Annotated in this window: 17 protein-coding genes; 8 read left to right on the top strand and 9 right to left on the bottom strand. The window is 71.3% G+C overall.

Annotated features, from left to right (window positions below):
• The first annotated feature begins 17 nt into the window (after positions 1-17).
• Positions 18-377 carry a MerR family transcriptional regulator gene (locus ABB07_RS22990; protein WP_208900474.1) on the top strand — a complete coding sequence of 120 codons (360 nt, stop codon included), beginning with the start codon at positions 18-20 and terminating at the stop codon, positions 375-377.
• 126 nt (positions 378-503) lie between these two features.
• Positions 504-1,598: a dipeptidase gene (locus ABB07_RS22995; RefSeq protein ID WP_208900475.1), complete on the top strand. Its 1,095-nt coding sequence runs from the start codon at positions 504-506 to the stop codon at positions 1,596-1,598.
• Positions 1,599-1,606: 8 nt separating this feature from the next.
• Here the strand turns inward: ABB07_RS22995 and ABB07_RS23000 are convergent, their stop codons facing one another.
• Entirely contained in the window at positions 1,607-1,999 is a 393-nt protein-coding gene (locus ABB07_RS23000; RefSeq protein WP_208900476.1) for a VOC family protein, read from the bottom strand.
• A gap of 33 nt (positions 2,000-2,032) precedes the next feature.
• Positions 2,033-2,392 (bottom strand): VOC family protein, encoded by a 360-nt coding sequence (locus ABB07_RS23005; protein ID WP_208900477.1) that lies wholly within the window; start codon positions 2,390-2,392, stop codon positions 2,033-2,035.
• A gap of 95 nt (positions 2,393-2,487) precedes the next feature.
• Here ABB07_RS23005 and ABB07_RS23010 point away from each other — a divergent pair, with 95 nt between their 5' ends.
• Positions 2,488-2,997 (top strand): CGNR zinc finger domain-containing protein, encoded by a 510-nt coding sequence (locus ABB07_RS23010; RefSeq protein WP_208900478.1) that lies wholly within the window; start codon positions 2,488-2,490, stop codon positions 2,995-2,997.
• Positions 2,998-3,100: 103 nt separating this feature from the next.
• On the opposite strand, the gene ABB07_RS23015 is transcribed toward ABB07_RS23010, so the two are convergent.
• Positions 3,101-4,444, bottom strand: coding sequence for a UDP-glucose dehydrogenase family protein (locus tag ABB07_RS23015; RefSeq protein ID WP_208900479.1), 1,344 nt, complete (start codon positions 4,442-4,444; stop codon positions 3,101-3,103).
• 181 nt (positions 4,445-4,625) lie between these two features.
• Here ABB07_RS23015 and ABB07_RS23020 point away from each other — a divergent pair, with 181 nt between their 5' ends.
• Positions 4,626-5,783 (top strand): acyl-CoA dehydrogenase family protein, encoded by a 1,158-nt coding sequence (locus tag ABB07_RS23020; protein WP_279617398.1) that lies wholly within the window; start codon positions 4,626-4,628, stop codon positions 5,781-5,783.
• Positions 5,784-5,944: 161 nt separating this feature from the next.
• Positions 5,945-6,304, top strand: a complete 360-nt coding sequence (locus tag ABB07_RS23025; RefSeq protein WP_208900480.1) for a four-helix bundle copper-binding protein — start codon at positions 5,945-5,947, stop codon at positions 6,302-6,304.
• Between the two features lie 62 nt (positions 6,305-6,366).
• Here the strand turns inward: ABB07_RS23025 and ABB07_RS23030 are convergent, their stop codons facing one another.
• Entirely contained in the window at positions 6,367-7,689 is a 1,323-nt protein-coding gene (locus ABB07_RS23030; RefSeq protein ID WP_208900481.1) for an LCP family protein, read from the bottom strand.
• Between the two features lie 119 nt (positions 7,690-7,808).
• Between ABB07_RS23030 and ABB07_RS23035 the strand changes: the two genes are divergently transcribed.
• Positions 7,809-8,369, top strand: a complete 561-nt coding sequence (locus ABB07_RS23035; RefSeq protein WP_208900482.1) for an acyl-CoA thioesterase — start codon at positions 7,809-7,811, stop codon at positions 8,367-8,369.
• A gap of 4 nt (positions 8,370-8,373) precedes the next feature.
• Here ABB07_RS23035 and ABB07_RS23040 read toward each other — a convergent pair whose 3' ends face one another.
• Positions 8,374-9,885, bottom strand: coding sequence for an LCP family protein (locus ABB07_RS23040; RefSeq protein WP_482268737.1), 1,512 nt, complete (start codon positions 9,883-9,885; stop codon positions 8,374-8,376).
• Between the two features lie 128 nt (positions 9,886-10,013).
• Here ABB07_RS23040 and ABB07_RS23045 point away from each other — a divergent pair, with 128 nt between their 5' ends.
• Positions 10,014-11,042 (top strand): glycosyltransferase family 2 protein, encoded by a 1,029-nt coding sequence (locus ABB07_RS23045; RefSeq protein WP_208900484.1) that lies wholly within the window; start codon positions 10,014-10,016, stop codon positions 11,040-11,042.
• Between the two features lie 36 nt (positions 11,043-11,078).
• Here ABB07_RS23045 and ABB07_RS23050 read toward each other — a convergent pair whose 3' ends face one another.
• The 4 genes from ABB07_RS23050 to ABB07_RS23065 form a co-directional block, all read right to left on the bottom strand.
• Positions 11,079-12,677, bottom strand: a complete 1,599-nt coding sequence (locus ABB07_RS23050) for an LCP family protein (protein WP_208900485.1) — start codon at positions 12,675-12,677, stop codon at positions 11,079-11,081.
• 130 nt (positions 12,678-12,807) lie between these two features.
• The gene (locus ABB07_RS23055) at positions 12,808-14,568 is read right to left on the bottom strand and encodes an LCP family protein (RefSeq protein WP_208900486.1); all 1,761 of its coding nucleotides are present in this window, start codon (positions 14,566-14,568) and stop codon (positions 12,808-12,810) included.
• A gap of 231 nt (positions 14,569-14,799) precedes the next feature.
• Positions 14,800-15,993 (bottom strand): LCP family protein, encoded by a 1,194-nt coding sequence (locus ABB07_RS23060; protein WP_208900487.1) that lies wholly within the window; start codon positions 15,991-15,993, stop codon positions 14,800-14,802.
• Positions 15,994-16,119: 126 nt separating this feature from the next.
• A complete protein-coding gene (locus tag ABB07_RS23065) occupies positions 16,120-16,875 on the bottom strand; it encodes a TIGR03089 family protein (RefSeq protein WP_208900488.1) in 756 nt (251 codons plus the stop codon).
• A gap of 140 nt (positions 16,876-17,015) precedes the next feature.
• Between ABB07_RS23065 and ABB07_RS23070 the strand changes: the two genes are divergently transcribed.
• Entirely contained in the window at positions 17,016-18,299 is a 1,284-nt protein-coding gene (locus tag ABB07_RS23070) for a peptidoglycan recognition protein family protein (RefSeq protein ID WP_244189476.1), read from the top strand.
• Positions 18,300-18,331: the final 32 nt, after the last annotated feature.

Below are 18,331 nucleotides of genomic sequence, written 5' to 3' on the forward strand. Positions count from 1 at the left end.
GACACGCGGAGGCGGACATGCGGATCGGTGAACTGGCCCGGCGCACCGGCGTGAGCGAGCGGTCGCTGCGCTACTACGAGACCCAGGGGCTGCTCACTGCCGAGCGCACCCCCGGCGGCCACCGCGACTACCCGGAGTGGGCCGTCGACCGGGTCATCCGTATCCAGGAGCTGTACGCGGCCGGGCTGCACAGCGAGAAGATCCGGCAGCTGCTGCCCTGCATGCGCGACCGGGACGGCGGCCCCTCCGCGATCGCCACCCCGCGCCTGGTGCAGGACCTGACCGCCGAGCGGGACCGGATCGACCGCATGATCGCCGATCTGCGCCGCTCCCGGGAGACCCTGGACGAGGTGATCCGCACGGCCCGGGGCGCCTGAGCCGCCGTACCCCCGAACGCCCCACTCACCAGGAAGCCGTCCTGGCCTCCGTGCGACGGTGGCGATACGCCCCAGCCCGACGTGGCTCACGACCTGCGTGGGCCGCGACGACGTACGGAGCCCGCCATGGCCGACCTCCAGGACGACATCCCCACCCCGACCGAGGTCGGCGAGGACGACGGCCTGCCGGACGACCCCTTCCCCGCCGAGCCCGCGTCGCTGCAGCGGGCCCACGCCCTGCTGGCCGCGCACCCGGTCGCCGACGGCTACAACGCGCTGCCGTGGGCCCTGCGCAAGCTGCCCTGGTACGACCTGGAGCTGGGCGAGGCGGCCATCGACACCGACATACCCCGGCTGCGCGAGGGCCACGTGGGCGCGCTGTTCTGGTCCCTGCACCTGCCCGAGGGCTCCGGCGGCGACCGTGCGACGGCCGCCACCCTGGAACAGCTGGACCAGGCGCGCTCGGTGATCGACGCCCATCCGGAGGGCCTGCGCCTGGTGCGCACCGCCGGGCAGGTCATCGACGCCCGCAACTGCGGCCGGATCGCCGTGGTGCTGGGCCCCGCCCACGCCACCGCGCTCGACGACTCCCTGGGCATCCTGCGCGTCCTGCACGGTCTCGGCCTGCGCGTGCTCACGCTCGCGGACACGGCCTGGGCGGGGGAGCGGGGCCTGACCCGGTTCGGCGAGGAGGTGGTGCGCGAGATGAACCGGCTCGGGGTGGTCGCCGATGTCTCCGGCGCCTCCCGGGCCACCGCCGAACGCGCCCTCGCGCTGTCCAAGACCCCGGTGCTGTGCACCCGCTCCGCCGCCCGCGCCCTGCGCCCGCACCCGGCCAACCTGCCCGACGAACTGCTCGCCTCGCTGGGCGCGGCGAAAGGTCTGTGCCTGGTGCCGCTGACCGCCGAGCAGACCGGGCCGACGGTCCATGACGTCGCCGACCACCTCGACCACGTCCGCGACGTGGCCGGCCCGGAGTGCGTGGGCCTCGCCGGCGCCTACGACTCCGGCGCCGCCCACCCCCGCGACCTCGCCGATGCCGCCCGCTACCCCCGCCTGATCGCCGAACTCCTCCGGCGCGACTGGTCCGAGCCCGAACTGGCCCTGCTGACCTGGGGCAACGTCCAACGGGTGCTGCGCAGCGCGGACTTCACGGCAAGGGCCGCGCAGCACCGCCGGGAGGTGTCCAACGCGCGGATCGGGGAGCTGGACGCCCCCTGATCAGGGCGTCACGGGTGATCGATCCGGCACAGGCAGAACGGATGCCCGGCCGGGTCGGCGTACACCTGGAAGTCCTTCTTCTCGCGGTCCTCAAGATCCAGCGGCCGGGCGCCCAGCGCCAGCACCCGCTCATGGGCCGCGTCGACCTCCGCCCAGGTCCGGCCCGCGTCGAAGTCGAGGTGGAACTGCTGGCCGTTCACGTCCGCGCGCGGCCACTCGGGCGGCGTGTACCCCTCGGCCCGCTGGAACGCCAGCCGCGGCCCGTCCGGCACCCTCAGGACGACCCAGTCGTCGTCCTCCGCGTCGGGGGTGCCCCCGGCCACCGCCGCGTAGAAGGCGGCCAGTGCGTGCGGATCGGGACAGTCGAGCACGACGGAACGGAAACGGGCGACGGACGTCATGGGATCCTCCCTGATGTCAGCGGGCGCTCCGGCTCAGCAGGCGCACAGACAGAACGGGTGCCCCGCGGGGTCGGCGTACACACGGAAGGTCCGCTCGCGGTCCTCCGCGTCCAGCGGCTTGGCGCCCAGCTCCAGCACCCCCTTCTCCGCCGCGTCCAGGTCCTCCACGACCAGGTCCAGATGGAACTGCTGCGAGGCGTCCGGCGCGGGCCACTTCGGCGGCACGAACCCGGGCGCCCGCTGGAAGGCCAGCGCCGGCCCGCCGGCCACCTTCAGGTCGACCCACTCGCCGTCCCCCTCCACCGTGCCGCCCAGCACCCCGGCGTAGAAGCCGGCCAGCGCACGGGGGTCGGGACAGTCCAGCACCACGACACCGAGCTTGGCGAGAGCCATGACTACCTCCTTGTGTCACAGACGGCGTTACCTGTAGAGCCGGGTAACCGGTAACGGTTACTGCATGCTCCCGCATTGGGGGTAACGTCGCAAGCATGAATGAGAGATCGGCCGCCCCCGGAGCCCTGGCGCTGATCGAGTCCCTGGTCAACACGCTCCTGGACATCGAGACCGGCGCCGACGCGCTGGACACGGCCGAGGTGCGGGGGTGCTTCGGGATCGCCGCGGACGCGGTGGACGAGGCGCGGGAACTGCGGGAGTCGCTGCGGGCCGCGCTGCTCGCGCACGCCGGGCATCCGCCGCACCGCGAGGTGACCCCGCTCGGCGAGCTGCTCTCCCGCGCGCCCCTGTACGTCGCCGTCGACGCGCGCGACGGCTCCGCGGCCCTCGCCCCCGCCCCGGACGCGCCGCTGCTCTCCCGGGTCGCCGCCGCCGTCGCCGAGGGCCTGGTGCAGGGCACCTGGATGCGGCTCAAGGCCTGCGAGGCACCCGACTGCCACTGGGCCTATTACGACCGCAGCCCGGCCGCACGCGGCCGCTGGTGCTCGATGCAGGTGTGCGGGGCGCGGGCGAAGATGCGCCGCTACCGGGCCAAAGAGGGGTAAGACACAGGCAGTTCACCGGCCACGTATGTGTCCGGTGGTGCAGAATGCGGAAAGACGCCGGTTCGGCCGACTGAGCCTCGGCCGAACCGGCGTCACCGTCTGACTACGCGGTCGGGCGGCCCATCGCCCGGTACGTCCAGCCCGCCCGGCGCCACAGCTCCGGGTCGAGGGTGTTGCGGCCGTCCAGGATCAGCCGGGCCGCCGCGACCTCGCCCAGGGCCGCCGGGTCCAGCTCGCGGAACTCCCGCCACTCGGTGAGGTGCAGGACGACGTCGGCGCTCCGCACGGCCTCCAGCGCGGAACCGGCGTAGCCCAGGGTGGGGAAGACCTTGCGGGCGTTGTCCATGCCCTTCGGGTCGTACACGGTGACCTGGCCGCCCTGCAGGTGGATCTGGCCGGCCACGTTCAGCGCGGGCGAGTCGCGCACGTCGTCCGAGTCGGGCTTGAAGGTGGCGCCGAGCACCGCGACCCGCTTGCCGAGGAAGGAGCCGCCGCCGAGCGCCTCCCGGGTCATCTCCACCATCTGGCCGCGCCGGCGCATGTTGATGGAGTCGATCTCGCGCAGGAACGTCAGGGCCTGGTCCGCGCCCAGCTCACCGGCCCGCGCCATGAACGCCCGGATGTCCTTCGGCAGACAGCCGCCGCCGAAGCCGATCCCGGCGCGCAGGAACTTCGCCCCGATCCGGTCGTCGTACCCGATGGCCTCCGCCAGCCTCGCCACGTCACCGCCCGCCGCCTCGCACACCTCCGCCATCGCGTTGATGAAGGAGATCTTGGTGGCGAGGAAGGAGTTCGCGGCCGTCTTCACCAGCTCCGCGGTCGGGAAGTCGGTCACGACGAACGGCGTGCCCGCACCGATCGGGGTCGCGTACACCTCCCGCAGCAGCTTCTCGGCGCGCTCGCTGCGCACACCGGCCACGATCCGGTCCGGGTGCAGGGTGTCCTGGACGGCGAAGCCCTCCCGCAGGAACTCCGGGTTCCAGGCCAGCTCGGCGTCCTCGCCCGCCGGGGCGTGCTCGGCCAGGTAGCCGGCCAGCCGGTCGGCCGAGCCCACCGGCACGGTCGACTTGCCCACGACCAGGGCCGGACCGTGCAGATGCGGGGCGAGGGAGGAGATCGCGGAGTCCACGTAACTCATGTCGGCCGCGTACTCCCCGTGCCGCTGCGGGGTGTTGACGCACACGAAGTGGACATCGCCGAACGCCCCGACCTCGGCCCAGTCGGTGGTGAACCGCAGCCGCCCGGTGGACCCCTCGAAACCGGCGACGTGCCGCCGCAGCAGCTCCTCCAGGCCCGGCTCGTACATGGGGGTCTCGCCGCGCTCCAGCAGGGCGATCTTCTCGGGTACGACATCGAGTCCCAGCACCTCGAAGCCGAGCTCGGCCATGGCCGCGGCGTGCGTGGCGCCGAGATAGCCGGTGCCGATCACGGTGATCTTCAGGCTCATGGATGCGCTCCAGCTCGGGTACGTCGGTGATGCGGCCCCTGAGCATAGTCGGGCCCCTCGCCGGGCAATTTCCCCGCTGTCGCGTAGCTCACGTAGGCGTCCTCCGGGCGGCCCTCTAAAATTTGAGTTACTTAACGGTAATTAGCGTCAGTATCACTGCGTCTTTGGAGCGTGAGAGTCCGTGGCCGGATCGGCTGACTTCGACCTGTACCGCCCGTCCGAGGAGCACGACATGCTCCGCGACGCCGTCCGCTCCCTGGTCGAGGCGAAGATCGCGCCGTACGCCGCCGCGGTGGACGAGGAGGCCCGCTTCCCGCAGGAGGCCCTCGACGCCCTGGTGGCCAACGACCTGCACGCGGTGCACGTCCCCGAGGAGTACGGCGGCGCCGGCGCCGACGCGCTCGCCACGGTCATCGTGATCGAGGAGGTCGCCCGAGCCTGCGTGTCCTCCTCCCTCATCCCCGCCGTGAACAAGCTCGGCTCCCTGCCGGTGATCCTCTCCGGCGGCGAGGAGATCAAGAAGAAGTACCTGACCCCGCTCGCCAAGGGCGAGGCGATGTTCTCGTACTGCCTCTCCGAGCCGGAGGCGGGTTCGGACGCGGCGGGCATGAAGACCAAGGCGGTCCGCGACGGCGACTTCTGGGTCCTCAACGGCGTGAAGCGCTGGATCACCAACGCGGGCGTCTCCGAGTACTACACGGTGATGGCCGTGACCGACCCCGCCAAGCGCTCGAAGGGCATCTCGGCGTTCGTCGTCGAGAAGTCGGACGAGGGCGTCTCCTTCGGTGCCCCGGAGAAGAAGCTCGGCATCAAGGGCTCGCCCACCCGCGAGGTCTACTTCGACAACGTCCGCATCCCCGCCGACCGCATGATCGGCGAGGAGGGCACCGGCTTCATGACCGCCATGAAGACCCTGGACCACACCCGCATCACCATCGCCGCCCAGGCCCTCGGTGTCGCGCAGGGCGCCTTCGACTACGCCAAGGGCTACGTCCAGGAGCGCAAGCAGTTCGGCAAGCCGATCGCCGACTTCCAGGGCATCCAGTTCATGCTCGCCGACATGTCGATGAAGATCTCGGCGGCCCGCGCCCTCACCTACCAGGCCGCCGCCGCCTCCGAGCGCGGCGACGCCGACCTCACCTACCTGGGCGCTGCCGCCAAGTGCTTCGCCTCGGACGTCGCCATGGAGGTCACCACCGACGCCGTTCAGCTCCTCGGCGGCTACGGCTACACCCGCGACTACCCGGTGGAGCGCATGATGCGTGACGCCAAGATCACGCAGATCTACGAGGGCACCAACCAGGTCCAGCGGATCGTCATGGCCCGCAACCTGCCGTAACCGCACGGGACTTCGGCTCTCTTCGGAAGGCGCCCTCCGGGGCGCCTTCCGGCTGTTGTGCCGCACGTGACGACCGGTCGGTCACATGCGGGCCGGGTCCGGCCGACGTAGTACGGAAGCACACGGGGTCCGCCCCGGGCCCCCGCCTCCGAGGAGGAGCCATGACCCAGCCGACGATGACGCCCATGACCCAGCAGATGCAGGACTGCGTCAATGCCTGCATGGCCGCGCACACCGTGTGCGAGGAGAGCATGAGCTCCTGCATGCAGATGGGCGGCCAGGCCCAGATGCAGATCATGCGCGCGCTCATGGACTGCTCCGAGACGACCCGTATGTGCGCCGACATGATGATGCGCCGCTCGCCCATGTCGGGCGACATGTGCGCGATGTGCGCCAAGGCGTGCGAGATGTGCGCCGAGGCGTGTATGGCGATGCCGGACGATCCGCAGATGATGCGCTGTGCGGAGGCGTGTCGTCGCGCGGCGGAGATGTGCCGTGCCATGGCGGGCGCCAAGATGTGAGGCCCGCCTGAACGCGGAGCGAGGGCGCCCGGACGGGCACCCTCGCTCCGGAGTGCGGCCGCTCAGTTGCCGGAGACGGTGACCTTCTGGTCGTTGTTCAGCTCGTCCACCAGCGTCTTCACCTTCGCCTTGTCCCAGACGAGGTTGCCGCCGACCGAGCCGGAGATCGGCATGTTCAGGGAGGTGCCGTCACCGCCCTGGACGCCCTTCATCGCCCAGAACATCGAGCCCAGGTCCCACAGGGACATGTCCTTGTCGACGATCAGGGAGTCCAGGCCCGCGCCCATCACCGGGTAGAACTTGAAGGGGTTGAGGACCGTCGACGGGGTGGCCACCTGGTGGGCCAGGGCCGACAGGAACTTCTGCTGGTTCTTGGTGCGCTGCAGGTCGGAGGCCGCGAACGCGTGCCGGGTACGGACGAAGGCGAGGGCCTGCGCGCCGTTCAGCGTCTGCTTGCCCGCCTTGAAGTCGGCGCCCGAGTACGAGTCCTTGAACCCCTTGTCGATGTTGATCTCGACACCGCCGACCGCGTCCACGATGTTGGCGAAGCCCTGGAAGCCGATCTCCACGTAGTGGTCGATGTGCAGACCCGTGTTGGCCTCGATCGTGCGGACCAGCAGGGTCGGGCCGTCCTCGGCGTAGGTCGCGTTGAGCTTCTCCTGCCGGCCCGTGGCCGGGTAGAGCTTCCCGGACGACCCCCTGAAGGACGGCACGGTCACGTTCGAGTCGCGCGGCAGCGAGATCAGCGTGTCGCCGTTGTCGCCGACGTGCAGGATCATCATCGAGTCCGTGCGCTTGCCCTGGGCGGAGCCCGTGTGCAGCTTCTTCTCGTCCGCCTTGGACATGCCCTCACGGCTGTCGGAGCCGACGATCAGGTAGTTCGTGCCGGCGCCCGACGCCGGCCGGTCGATGACCTTGGACAGGTCGACCTCGCGGCGCAGCTTGGAGTCGGCCCAGAAGTAGGTCGCGACGGACGTGACGACCAGCACGGTGGCCAGGGTGATCACGGTCCACTTGATCCGGCGCCGCCAGTTCGGGCGCGGCCGGTACCGGTCGAGCTCCGGGTCCGGGTCGTTGTCGTTCGGCACGAAGCCGCCGCCGCGCCGCCCGCCCCCGTACACCTGCCCGGTGTTGTAGCCGCTGTCGTAACCGGCGCCGTCGTCGTACCCCTGGCCGTCGACGTACGACGGCTGCTGCGGGACGCCGGCCCCGTACGGCGGCGCCGCCGGGCCGGGGTCGCCGTAGGAGCGCTGCCCGGGCGGTACCGCCGGGCCGCGCCGCACCTGACGCATCACGCGGGCGTTCTCCGGCTGTGCGCCGGCACTGCCGCGTCCGTAGCGCGGGCCGCGGTTGTCGTCGGACCATCCCTGGGGCCAGTCATTCATGCGCCCCAGTGTGCAGGGCGTCGGTGTGAGGCTTACAAGGGCTGTCGGAAAATAACAGCGCCGCTGTTGCGAACCCGACACAAATTCCGCGATTGCGGCTTCGGCATAAGGTGGAGGGCATGACAGACCAGGCCACGGACGCGGAACCGGAGACGGAACCGGACATCCCCGGCAAGCCGACGTCCGCCTCGCGCACCACCCTCAGCCACATCATGACCCACAACGACACCAACCTCCTCGGGACGGTGCACGGCGGTGTGATCATGAAGCTGGTCGACGACGCGGCGGGCGCCGTGGCGGGCCGGCACTCCGGCGGACCCGCGGTCACCGCGTCGATGGACGAGATGGCCTTCCTGGAGCCGGTGCGCGTCGGTGACCTGGTCCATGTGAAGGCGCAGGTGAACTGGACCGGCCGGACCTCCATGGAGGTCGGGGTGCGGGTCCTCGCCGAGCGCTGGAACGAGTCGGCCCCGCCCACCCAGGTCGGCTCGGCCTACCTGGTCTTCGCGGCCGTCGACGCCGACGGCAAGCCGCGCCGGGTGCCGCCGGTGCTGCCGGAGACCGAGCGTGACAGGCGCCGCTACCAGGAGGCGCAGATCCGCCGCACCCATCGCCTGGCGCGCCGCCGGGCCATTCGCGAGCTGCGGGAGAAGCGCGCGGCCGAGGGCTTCGAGGACTGAGCGCTCAGGAGGTGCCCGGGCACACCACCTCGCTGCCGCGTACCGGGGTCTGCTCGGGCTGGGCCGGGTCCTCGAAGCGGACCTGGTGGATGTTCCTGAAGTCCGCCCCGGCGATCACCCTCAGCAGCGGGCCCTGGCCCGGTACGGCGCGCAGCTCGGCCCCCGGCAGGGCAGCCGCCAGGGCACGGGCCGAGCGGTCCCAGCGGGGGTCGTAGGAGATCACGGTGTGCGGCACGTGCGCGGCGGCCGTCACCGGCAGGCGCGTCGTGGCGAAGCCGGTCGCCGCGAGCCCCGCGTCGACGCGCTTGGCGAGGCCGACCGTGCCGCTGCCGTTCTCCACCTGGACCCGGATCTGCCGCGGATCCACCTCAACGGGCGCCACCGGCGCCGGGGCGGGACCATGGCCGCGCTGCGGCTGGTCCACGGTGAGCGGCTTGTCGTCGCGCAGGGCCGCGAAGAGCTGGTCCGCCTTGGCCTGGTCCCACTTCAGGGTCGAGCCGATGCCCTTGACGTCGTAGTTCAGCTGCCCGATGGGCACGGTGGTGAACTCCGAGGAGGACGGGGAGAAGTTGCGCATGGCCCGGCCCAGGTCGAGCAGCTCGTCGGTGCCGAAGCCCTCGTCGGCGCGGACCGAGCCGAGCACCGCGCGGGCCACGTCCCGGAACCGCATCGGGTTCAGCAGCACCCCGGAGGAGGTGGCCCGTTCGATCAGCGCGGCCAGGAACCGCTGCTGCCGCTTCATCCGGCCGAGGTCGCTCGCCACGTCCACGTGCCGGGCCCGCACGTACTGCAGGGCCTGCCCGCCGTTGAGGGTGTGCGTGCCGGGGCTGAGGTCGAGGCCGGTGTAGGAGTCCTTCAGCGGGGTCGTCGTGCAGACCTTCACCCCGCCGAGGACGTCCACGGTCCGCATGAAGCTGGTGAAGTCGACCTCCAGATAGTGGTCGATCTTCACATGGGTCATGTTCTCGACCGTGCGGATGGTCAGCTGGGGGCCGCCCTCGGCGTAGGCCGCGTTGAGCTTGATCGGGTGCGGCCCCCGCTGCTGCCCGGAGCGGACGTCGGTGTGCGCGGGCACCTCGGCGTAGGAGTCGCGCGGCAGGCTCACCACCGTGGCCCGCTCCCGGTTGTCCGAGACGTGCACGATCATCATCGTGTCGGTGCAGTGGCAGGGCACCCCGCCCAGCCGGTACTGCCGCCGCTCCCGATCGGTGATCCGGTCCCGGCCGTCGGTGCCGACCAGCAGGATGTTCATGCCCTGGCCCGCCCGCGGCCGGTTCTTCATGTCCTTGAAGGCGTCGACCCGGGCGATCCCCGCGTCCAGGCTGCTGATCACCGCGTGCCCGATCCCGGCGGAGGCGAGCACGACGACCGACAGCGTGCTCACCGCCCGCATCGCCCACCGGGGCCGCCGGGGCGGCCGTACCGACCGCACGGGCCCCTCGGGCGGGTGCGGCACACGGCGAGGCGGCTGCGGTCGGCGCTGCGGGCGAGCAGGGGACCGGGGCGGGCTGGCCAAAGAGGACACCTCCGGACGAGGCCGTACGTGGGATCCGTGAGCACCGTAGGCCGATACGATCTCCAGCCCGGGACTACGCCCCGGCGGCGCGCACCGGTGTCCCCCGTTCGCGGTAACGTGAGCCCCCTATGAACGCCAAGCCCGACGTGCGACACCCCGCTGTTTCCGTGATCATGCCCGTCCTCAACGAGGAGCGGCATCTGCGCGGGGCCGTCCAAGCGATCCTCGCGCAGGAGTACGCCGGCGAGATGGAGGTCGTGATCGCCCTCGGTCCGTCCACGGACCGCACGGACGAGATCGCCGCCGAGCTGGTCGCCGAAGACCCCCGCGTGCATACCGTCCCGAACCCCACCGGCCGTACCCCTGCCGCGCTGAACGCGGCGATCAAGGCCTCCCGGCACCCGATCGTGGTCCGCGTCGACGGCCACGGCATGCTCTCGCCGAACTACATCGCCACCGCCGTCCGGCTCCTGGAGGAGACCGGCGCGCAGAACGTCGGCGGCATCATGCACGCCGAGGGCGAGAACGACTGGGAGCACGCGGTCGCCGCCGCGATGACCTCGAAGGTCGGGGTCGGCAACGCCGCCTTCCACACGGGCGGCGAGGCCGGTCCCGCCGAGACGGTCTACCTCGGGGTGTTCCGCCGCGAGGCCCTGGAGCAGCAGGGCGGCTACAACGAGGAGTTCATCCGCGCCCAGGACTGGGAGCTGAACTTCCGGATCAGGGAGGCGGGCGGCCTCATCTGGTTCTCGCCCGAGCTGAAGGTGTCGTACCGGCCGCGGCCCTCCGTGCGGGCGCTGGCCAAGCAGTACAAGGACTACGGCCGCTGGCGGCACGTCGTGGCCCGCTACCACTCCGGCTCCATCAACCTGCGCTACCTCGCCCCGCCGACCGCCCTGTGCGCCATCGCGGCCGGCGTCGTCGCCGGGGCGGCGCTCACCCCGTGGGCCCTCGTCGTCCCCGGCGGCTATCTGGCGGCGATCGTCGCGGGCTCGGTCCCGGCGGGCAGGGGGCTGCCCCTGAAGGCCCGGCTGCAGATCCCGGTGGCCCTGGCCACCATGCACATGTCGTGGGGCTGGGGCTTTCTGACCAGCCCCAGGTCCCTGGCCCGCAGGGTCATCGCGTCACGGCGGCCGGCGGTGCTCAGCGCCCGCTGACCCGGTGGGGCCCCGCTCCCGGGGCCCCACCGCCGGTCACCACTGATACGGCTTGTACACGTCCATGCACGTGCTGGTGTCCGCACCGTTGATGGCGTCGGAGCCGTCGGGCGTGTCGCCGGCCTTGGGCTTGGGCTGCTGGGGATAGCTCGTGCCGGTGCGCCAGTCCGCGCCGACGACGACCGTGACCCCCGAGACGTCGGTCGACCGCTTCACCGCGCTCACCGGGATGCCGAGCGCCTTCGCCACCGCCTGCGCGTCACCCTGCAGATCCGCGCTGGGGTACTGCACGACCGTGCTGTCCTCCGACAGCGACCCCGAGGTGTCGGCGGCCGCCCGGGTGTAGCCCTTCTGCGCCAGCACCTGGCTGATGTCGTTCGCGCGGCCTCCCACCGCCGCCTGTGTGGAGGTCCGGGTGGCGTTGCGCACCAGTACCCCGAGCCGGCCCGGGTCCGTGGAGGGCGACGTGGCCGCCGGGGTCTTGTCCGCGACCTGCTTCGCGGCCGGCGGTTTGCCGTTCTTGTCGAACGGGACGTCGTCGCGGAGCATCTCCCACAGCTTGTCGGCGTTGGCCTGGTCCGGCACGACGTGCTCGTGGTTCTGCGAGTCGGTGATGTTGGGCATCGTCAGCGAGGTGATGCGGTTCGTCGGCACCGACTTCAGTTCCATGGCCAGGTCGTACAGCTTCTTGACCGTGCCGATCTCCTCGGAGACCTGGAGCGACTTGGTGGCCGCCTCGGCCAGGTCCATCAGCCGCCCGCTGTCCGTGAAGACGTTCTGGTGCTTCAGGGTGCGGACCATCGAGTTCAGGTACATGTGCTGGGCGCGGGCCCGCAGGGGGTCGCTGCCCCAGGCGTGCCGCGTGCGCAGCCACTGCAGGGCCTGCTCGTGGTAGATCTTCTGCGTCCCGGCCCTCAGCTTCAGCCCGGAGCCGCCGGGCTGGTCCGGCGTCGGGTGGTCCCAGACGTTCTGCTTCACACAGACCTCGACGCCGCCGATGGCGTCCGCCATGCTCACCACGCCGGCGAAGTCGATCATCATCCAGTGGTCGATGTAGACCCCGGTGAGCTTCTCCCAGGTGGCCAGCGTGCAGCCGGCCCCGCCCCGGGCCAGGGTGGTGTTGATGATGTCGTTGGTCGCCGGGTAGACCTTGCCGGTCTTGGGATCCGTGCACTTGGGGATGTCGACGCGGGTGTCCCGCGGGATGCTCACCATGGCGGCGCTCTTGCGGTCCGCGGACAGGTGGATGAGCATTTGCACATCGGCGAGCGGGGGAGCACCGACGCTGTCCTTGCTGCCGCCGAGCTTCAGGTCCTCGGGCGTGTTACGGCTGTCGGAGCCGATCAGCAGGATGTTCATCGGGGTCTGGCCGGCCGCGTTCGCCGGCGTCCTGTACGCCTTGGAGTCGTCGGCGCTGCTGCGCTGACCCTTGCGGATGTTCGCGTTCAGATGCTGGTAGTACAGGTAACCGGCGCCGGCCGTGCCGAGTATCACCACCGCCAGCACGGTCGCCGACCAGCGCAACGCGCGCCGTCTGCGCCGTGGCCGCTCGGCCGTGGCACCACCTCTGCGCCGCCCCCCGCCGTGCCGGCCGGACCCCTCGGGCGCCGTACGGTCCTGCGGTGCGAGCGACATCGTGTCGTCGACCGCAGGGTCCTGCCCTCGCACATCGCTCTGCGCCAAACTTCCTGCCCTCCCCACCCTTGCGCGTACCAACGGGCCCGTCCCGCGTCCGGTTAGACGCACGACGGGCCCGTTGGGTTACCTACGACGCGCACTTCACCTTGTCCGCCGTGGACTTGTCGACGTCCGGCGCCTTCTTCGGAGCGGTGAGCGAGACGCCCGCGCCCTTGAAGTCCTTGCCCAGGGTCAGTGTCATCGCCGGCAGCCCCTGGGAGTTGACCACGCTCTTGCCGGGCTTGAGCGCGGAACCGGGCAGCCCCATGAGCTGGGCCAGCTCACGCGCCTGGGCGGCCTGGTCGGGCGCGTACTCCAGCGTGGTCCTGTCCAGCTGAGCGGGCGCGTTGCCCGCGTTCTCCGACTTCAGCACGCCCTCCTGGTTCTGCAGCCAGTCGAGGGTCTCCTGCGCGCTGCCGCCCACGGCACCGCCGTTGAGGATCCGCACCCGCACCTCGGAGGGCGCGGACCTGCTGCCCTTCAGGCGCGCGGCCTGCGCGTCCTTCTCCGCCTGCTGCTTCTTCTTCACCTCGGTGAAGGACACGTCGTTGTTGATCGCGTCGAACACCTGCGGGGCGAGCGCCGGGTCGACGATCACCGTCTTGTGGACGGCACCGTCGGCCGGGTTGTCCTTCACCGGCACGGTGAGGAAGGTGATGTTCTTCGGCGGCACCTTCTTCAGCTCCAGCGCGATGTCCTTGAGCGTGCCCACGTGGCCGATGCCCTTGTCCACGGTCAACGCCTTCGTGGCGGCCTCGGCGAGGTCGATCAGCTTGGACGGGTTGGTGAGCGTGTCGCTGGAGGACATCTTCCGCATCAGCGAGGCCATGAACTGCTGCTGCACCTTGATGCGGTCCAGGTCGCCCTTGTTGCCCCAGCTGTGCCGGGTGCGGACGAAGGCCAGCGCCTGCTCGCCCTCGATCTTGTGCTTGCCGGCGGGCAGGTCGAGGTGCGACTCCTTGTCGTTCACCGCGTGCGCGAGACAGACGTCGACGCCGCCGACCGCGCTCGTCAGCGTCTTGACCGCGTTGAAGTCGACCATCATGAAGTGGTCCGGCTGGATGCCGGTGACGGCTTTCACGGTACGCATGGTGCAGCCCGGATCCCGGCCGTCCTGCCCGAGGCTGGTGTTGAAGCGCACGTTCTGCGTGCCGGGGATGATCTTGGTCGAGTCGTCGGCCTGCTTGGTCGGGCAGTCCGGCACGTTCACGATCAGGTCGCGCGGAATGCTCAGCGCGGTCGCGTTCGACCGGTCCTTGGCGACGTGCAGCAGGATGTTGGTGTCCGCGTGCCCGACGCTGCCCTTGTCGCCGTAGCCCGTGTTGCCCTTCCCGGTGCGCTTGTCGGTGCCGATGATCAGGATGTTGAAGGCGTCGTCCTTGCTGAAGCCGTCCTTGGCGGCGCCCTCGACGTCCGTCGTGGTGACGTTCCCCTCGAGGTGCTTGAGGTAGAGATAGCCGGCCGTGCCGACGGCGACCAGCACGAACGCCGTGCCGCCGGCCGTCCACGCCAGGGCCCTCTTGACCTTGGACTTCTTCTTCACCGGCCGCCGGGCCGCACGCCTGCCCTGCGCGGGCTCGGGCTCGCTTCCGCGGCGCCGGCCCGACCGCGGCGGCGGTACGTCGCCCCCGCGGCCCCGGCGCGTCTCACGGGTCTCGCCGGGCGTCGCGTCGTCACGGCGGCGCGGCGCACCGGTTCCCGCCCGGGGGGCGGATCTGCGGGGGCTGGGAATCGCCGACTGCGCTGCGGAAGGACCCAGTCGCAGTTCGTATTCGCCGGTGTCCGGATTGAGTACCCACTGGTCTGCGGGGTCGATGTTGTCCGCCCGCCCACGGCCTTGCGCGTCCACGGTTGTCCGAATCCTCCGTCGGGGCCACGCGGCGCCTTCCCCCTCAAAGGCGCTCGGGTCTCGGTGAATCAGTGCACGACCCCAGGACGGACCTCGTGGCCGGGTGCACCGGATCGCTCACACTATCCGCCCAGTTCAGCGTCAAGCGACGCCGGTGACAAATTCCCTGTGCCTACAACTGGGCAATCCGCCTCATTTCCCGGACGGAAGTTCGGCGTTTCGATGTGCGCGTCACTCACAGATGTGTTCGGCGGCGGTGTTCCCGCGGAACGTCGGTGTGGGGGAGGGGCCGGTCCCGCCGTCCGGCTCCCCGCCCGTCTCCGCGCCCGTCCGCGCGGCCTCCTCGGGCGTCTGCCGGGCCACCGCCACGGGCTGGTCGGCCCGCAGCCGCGCGAACAGCTTCTCGGCCTCCGGCTCCACGAGTTGGTCACGGTTGGTGTCGTAGAGGTACGACTCCCTCGGCACCGTCAGGAACTGCACCTGTTCAATGGGGATGTTGCGCAGTCCGCGCACCAACTGGTACAAGCCACGCAGACTTGCCAGTTCCGGATCCGTGGTCAGGGCGGAGGTCGCCGCGTCCAGCACCGGATACAGCTTCGCCGGGTTCAGCAGGACGTCGTCGCTCTGCACCTTGTCGACCAGCGCGCCGAGGAACCGCTGCTGGCGTTCCATCCGTTCGGTGTCGCTGCCGTCGCCGAGCGACTTGCGGGCCCGCACGAACCCGAGCGCCTGCTCCCCGTCGAGCTCGACCCTGCCCGCGGGCAGTTGCAGCAGGGCCGCCTTGTCGTCGATGGGCTCCTTCAGGCAGACCTGCACCCCGTCGACGGCGTCCACCATCTTCTTGAACCCGCGGAAGTCCACGACCACGTGGTGGTCGATCCGAATGTCCGTCAGTTTCTCCACGGTCCGGATCGTGCACGCCGAACCGCCCAGCTGGAAGGCGTGGTTGAACATCGCGAACACCGGCTCGCTGCGGCTGCCGTCCGGCCGCCGGCAGCCGGGGATGTCCACCATCAGGTCCCTCGGCAGGGACACGGCGGTGGCGCTGCGCCGGTCGGCGGCCAGATGCAGCAGGATCGTGGTGTCCGACCGCTCGCCGCCCAGATCCCGCCCGTACGCGGAGTTCCCCTCCCCGGCCCGCGTGTCCGACCCGATCAGCAGGATGTTCTGCGCACCCCGCACCAGTTCGGTGGGCCGCTCCCGCTCGTACCGCTCCAGTTCGCGGGCGGCCGCGTCATCGGCGGTGATGTTGTCGCTGAGCGTGGCGTACAGGGCCCAGCCGGTCCCCGCGGCCACCGCGCCGAGGACGGCGGCACCGACCGCCGTCACCTTCGCCCACCGCCGCCGACGCCGCCGCAGGAGCCCCGCACCGGTGGCGGAGGCCCCGGGACCGGGACCGAGGGACTGGCCTACGGTGTCGGTCACGGGCGGGGCACCCCCTCATGGCGTACGAGCGTCGCGTCCTGCTCTTACGACCATGGCGGGGAAGGGCCGCCCAAGCTCCCTTTGCTGCTCCGTTCGGGGGACGGCGGCCGGCCCGAGCGCCCCCTCTCAGCGGCGCACCGCGGTCACCCGCTCGCTCTCGATCCGCTTGGCCAGGGCCTCCTCGTCCAGCCGGTCGAGATTCCGGCACAGCACCACCGACCCCCCGACGGCCAACGGCGCGTACAACCCGGCGCTGACCCCGTCCCACGTGTCGTACGACAGCCCCGACAGCAGTCTCGACCCGGGCCCTGTCAGATCGAGCGACGGCGCGTCCGCGAGCGCCCGCTCGACCACCTCGGCCCCGCTGAACTCGGCCCCCGCGACGATCAGCGCGGGCTCCTCGGCGGCCGGCGGAGCGAACGGCACGAACCGGTCCCCCTGCCCCGGCACTTCCACGGCGTAGTCGAGGAACCCCTCCGGGGGCTGCGGGAACCGCCCGCCCAGCGGCCGCAGCGCCAGCGCGACCCGCTCCCCGCGGCAGGCCCGCGCGGCGTCGAGCGAGTCCGGACCGCTCACCACGAGGTCGGCCGCGGACGGCTCCCCGCCCACATCGGCGATCGCCCCCACGGACGAACAGGCCATCAGCCATACCGCCGTCTGCCAGTGCGCCGGCAGCAGCAGGGCCACCCGGTCGCCCGGGGCGGCGGCGAGGTCGCCCTGGAGCAGATTCGCGGTCTTGGCCACCCAATTGGCGAAGGTGGCCACGGACAGTTCGACGCGTTCGCCGGTGGCGTCGTCGTAGAAGGTCACCAGCGGGCGGCCGGGGTCCGCGGCGAGCGCGGAAGCCAGCAGGTCGGCAGGGGTGCGATCGGTGGCGTTCACCCGGGAAAGGGTACGCGCGGGCGGGTGCGCGCAGGGTGCGGTGGGGCCACCGGTTCGGCGGAACGTTTCCCGACGGTCCGTCAGTTCGTCGCTGGTTCACCGTTGGACAGATTTGTATGCCTATGTCCACGATCATGCACATGCGTGGAATCCTCACTGCCTCGAACGGCGTCACCTGCGCCACGGCCCTCGCGCTCGCGCTGCCGGCCCTGCCCGCGACCGCCGCCCCCGCACGACCGTCGGAGGCCGTCGCAGCCGTACGGCCGTCCGAGGCCGGTGTCCCGGGCAGCACCCGGTCGCTGCCCCTGGTGCCCCTCACCCGGGAGCGCGTCCTCGGCACCGCCCCGGTGCAGGGCCTGTACCGGCCCGGCGGTGAGCATTTCTCGCTGGTCGGGGTCGTCTGGGACGACCCGGACACCGAACTGCACGGCCACGTCCAGGTGCGCACCCGGACGGCGCGGTCGGGGAAGTGGTCCGACTGGCAGGACGTCGAGACGCACAACGCCGACCACGGCGCCGACCCGGGGACGGCGGAACGGGCGTCACGACGGGTGCGGGGAGCGACCGCACCGCTGTGGGTGGGCGCCTCGGAGGGGGTGGAGGTCCGGGTCGCCGCCGCGCGGGGCGCGCAGGGCGCACAGGGCGGCCGTACGCTCCGGCCGCGGCCCCCGCTGCCGGCCGGCCTGCATCTGGAACTCGTGGACCCCGGCGAGGAGACGGGCATCGCCCGCCTCGGCGCCCTGGAGATCCCGGCGCTGGGCAGAAGGGCCACCGAGCGGGAACTGGCCCGCACGCAGGGCCCGGTGCGGGCCAAGCCGTACATCGGGCCGCGACCGCGGATCGTCACCCGGCGCGGCTGGGGCGCCGACGAGTCACTGCGCGTGGGCGGGCTCGTCTACACGAAGACGGTCAAGGTGGCCTTCGTGCACCACACGGCCTCCGGCAACGACTACACCTGCGCCCAGGCCCCCTCCGTCATCCGCAGTATCTACCGCTACCACGTCGACGGCATGGGCTGGCGCGACATCGGCTACAACTTCCTCGTCGACAAGTGCGGAACCATCTACGAGGGCCGGGCCGGCGGCGTGACGAAGGCGGTCCTCGGGGCGCACACCGCCGGCCTCAACAACGACAGCATGGGCATCGCCGTCATCGGCTCCTACGGCGCGACGAAACCGTCCGGCGCCGCGGTGACGGCCGTCGCCCGGCTCACCGCGTGGAAGCTCGGCCTCTTCGGGGCCGATCCGCGGGGCAGGACATATCTCACGTCGGCCGGTGGCAACCTCTTTCCCAAAGGTAAGAACGTACGACTGAACGTGATCTCCGGCCATCGGGACGGATTCGCCACCGAGTGCCCAGGCAAGTGGCTTTACGCCAAGCTCGGTACGGCCCGTTCCAGCGCGGCGCGCTACCAGGGGCGTTGAGCCGGCGGGGGGTTGTGCGCTCAGCGTCGTCC

Source organism: Streptomyces incarnatus (genome assembly GCF_001027185.1).
GTDB lineage: Bacteria > Actinomycetota > Actinomycetes > Streptomycetales > Streptomycetaceae > Streptomyces > Streptomyces puniciscabiei.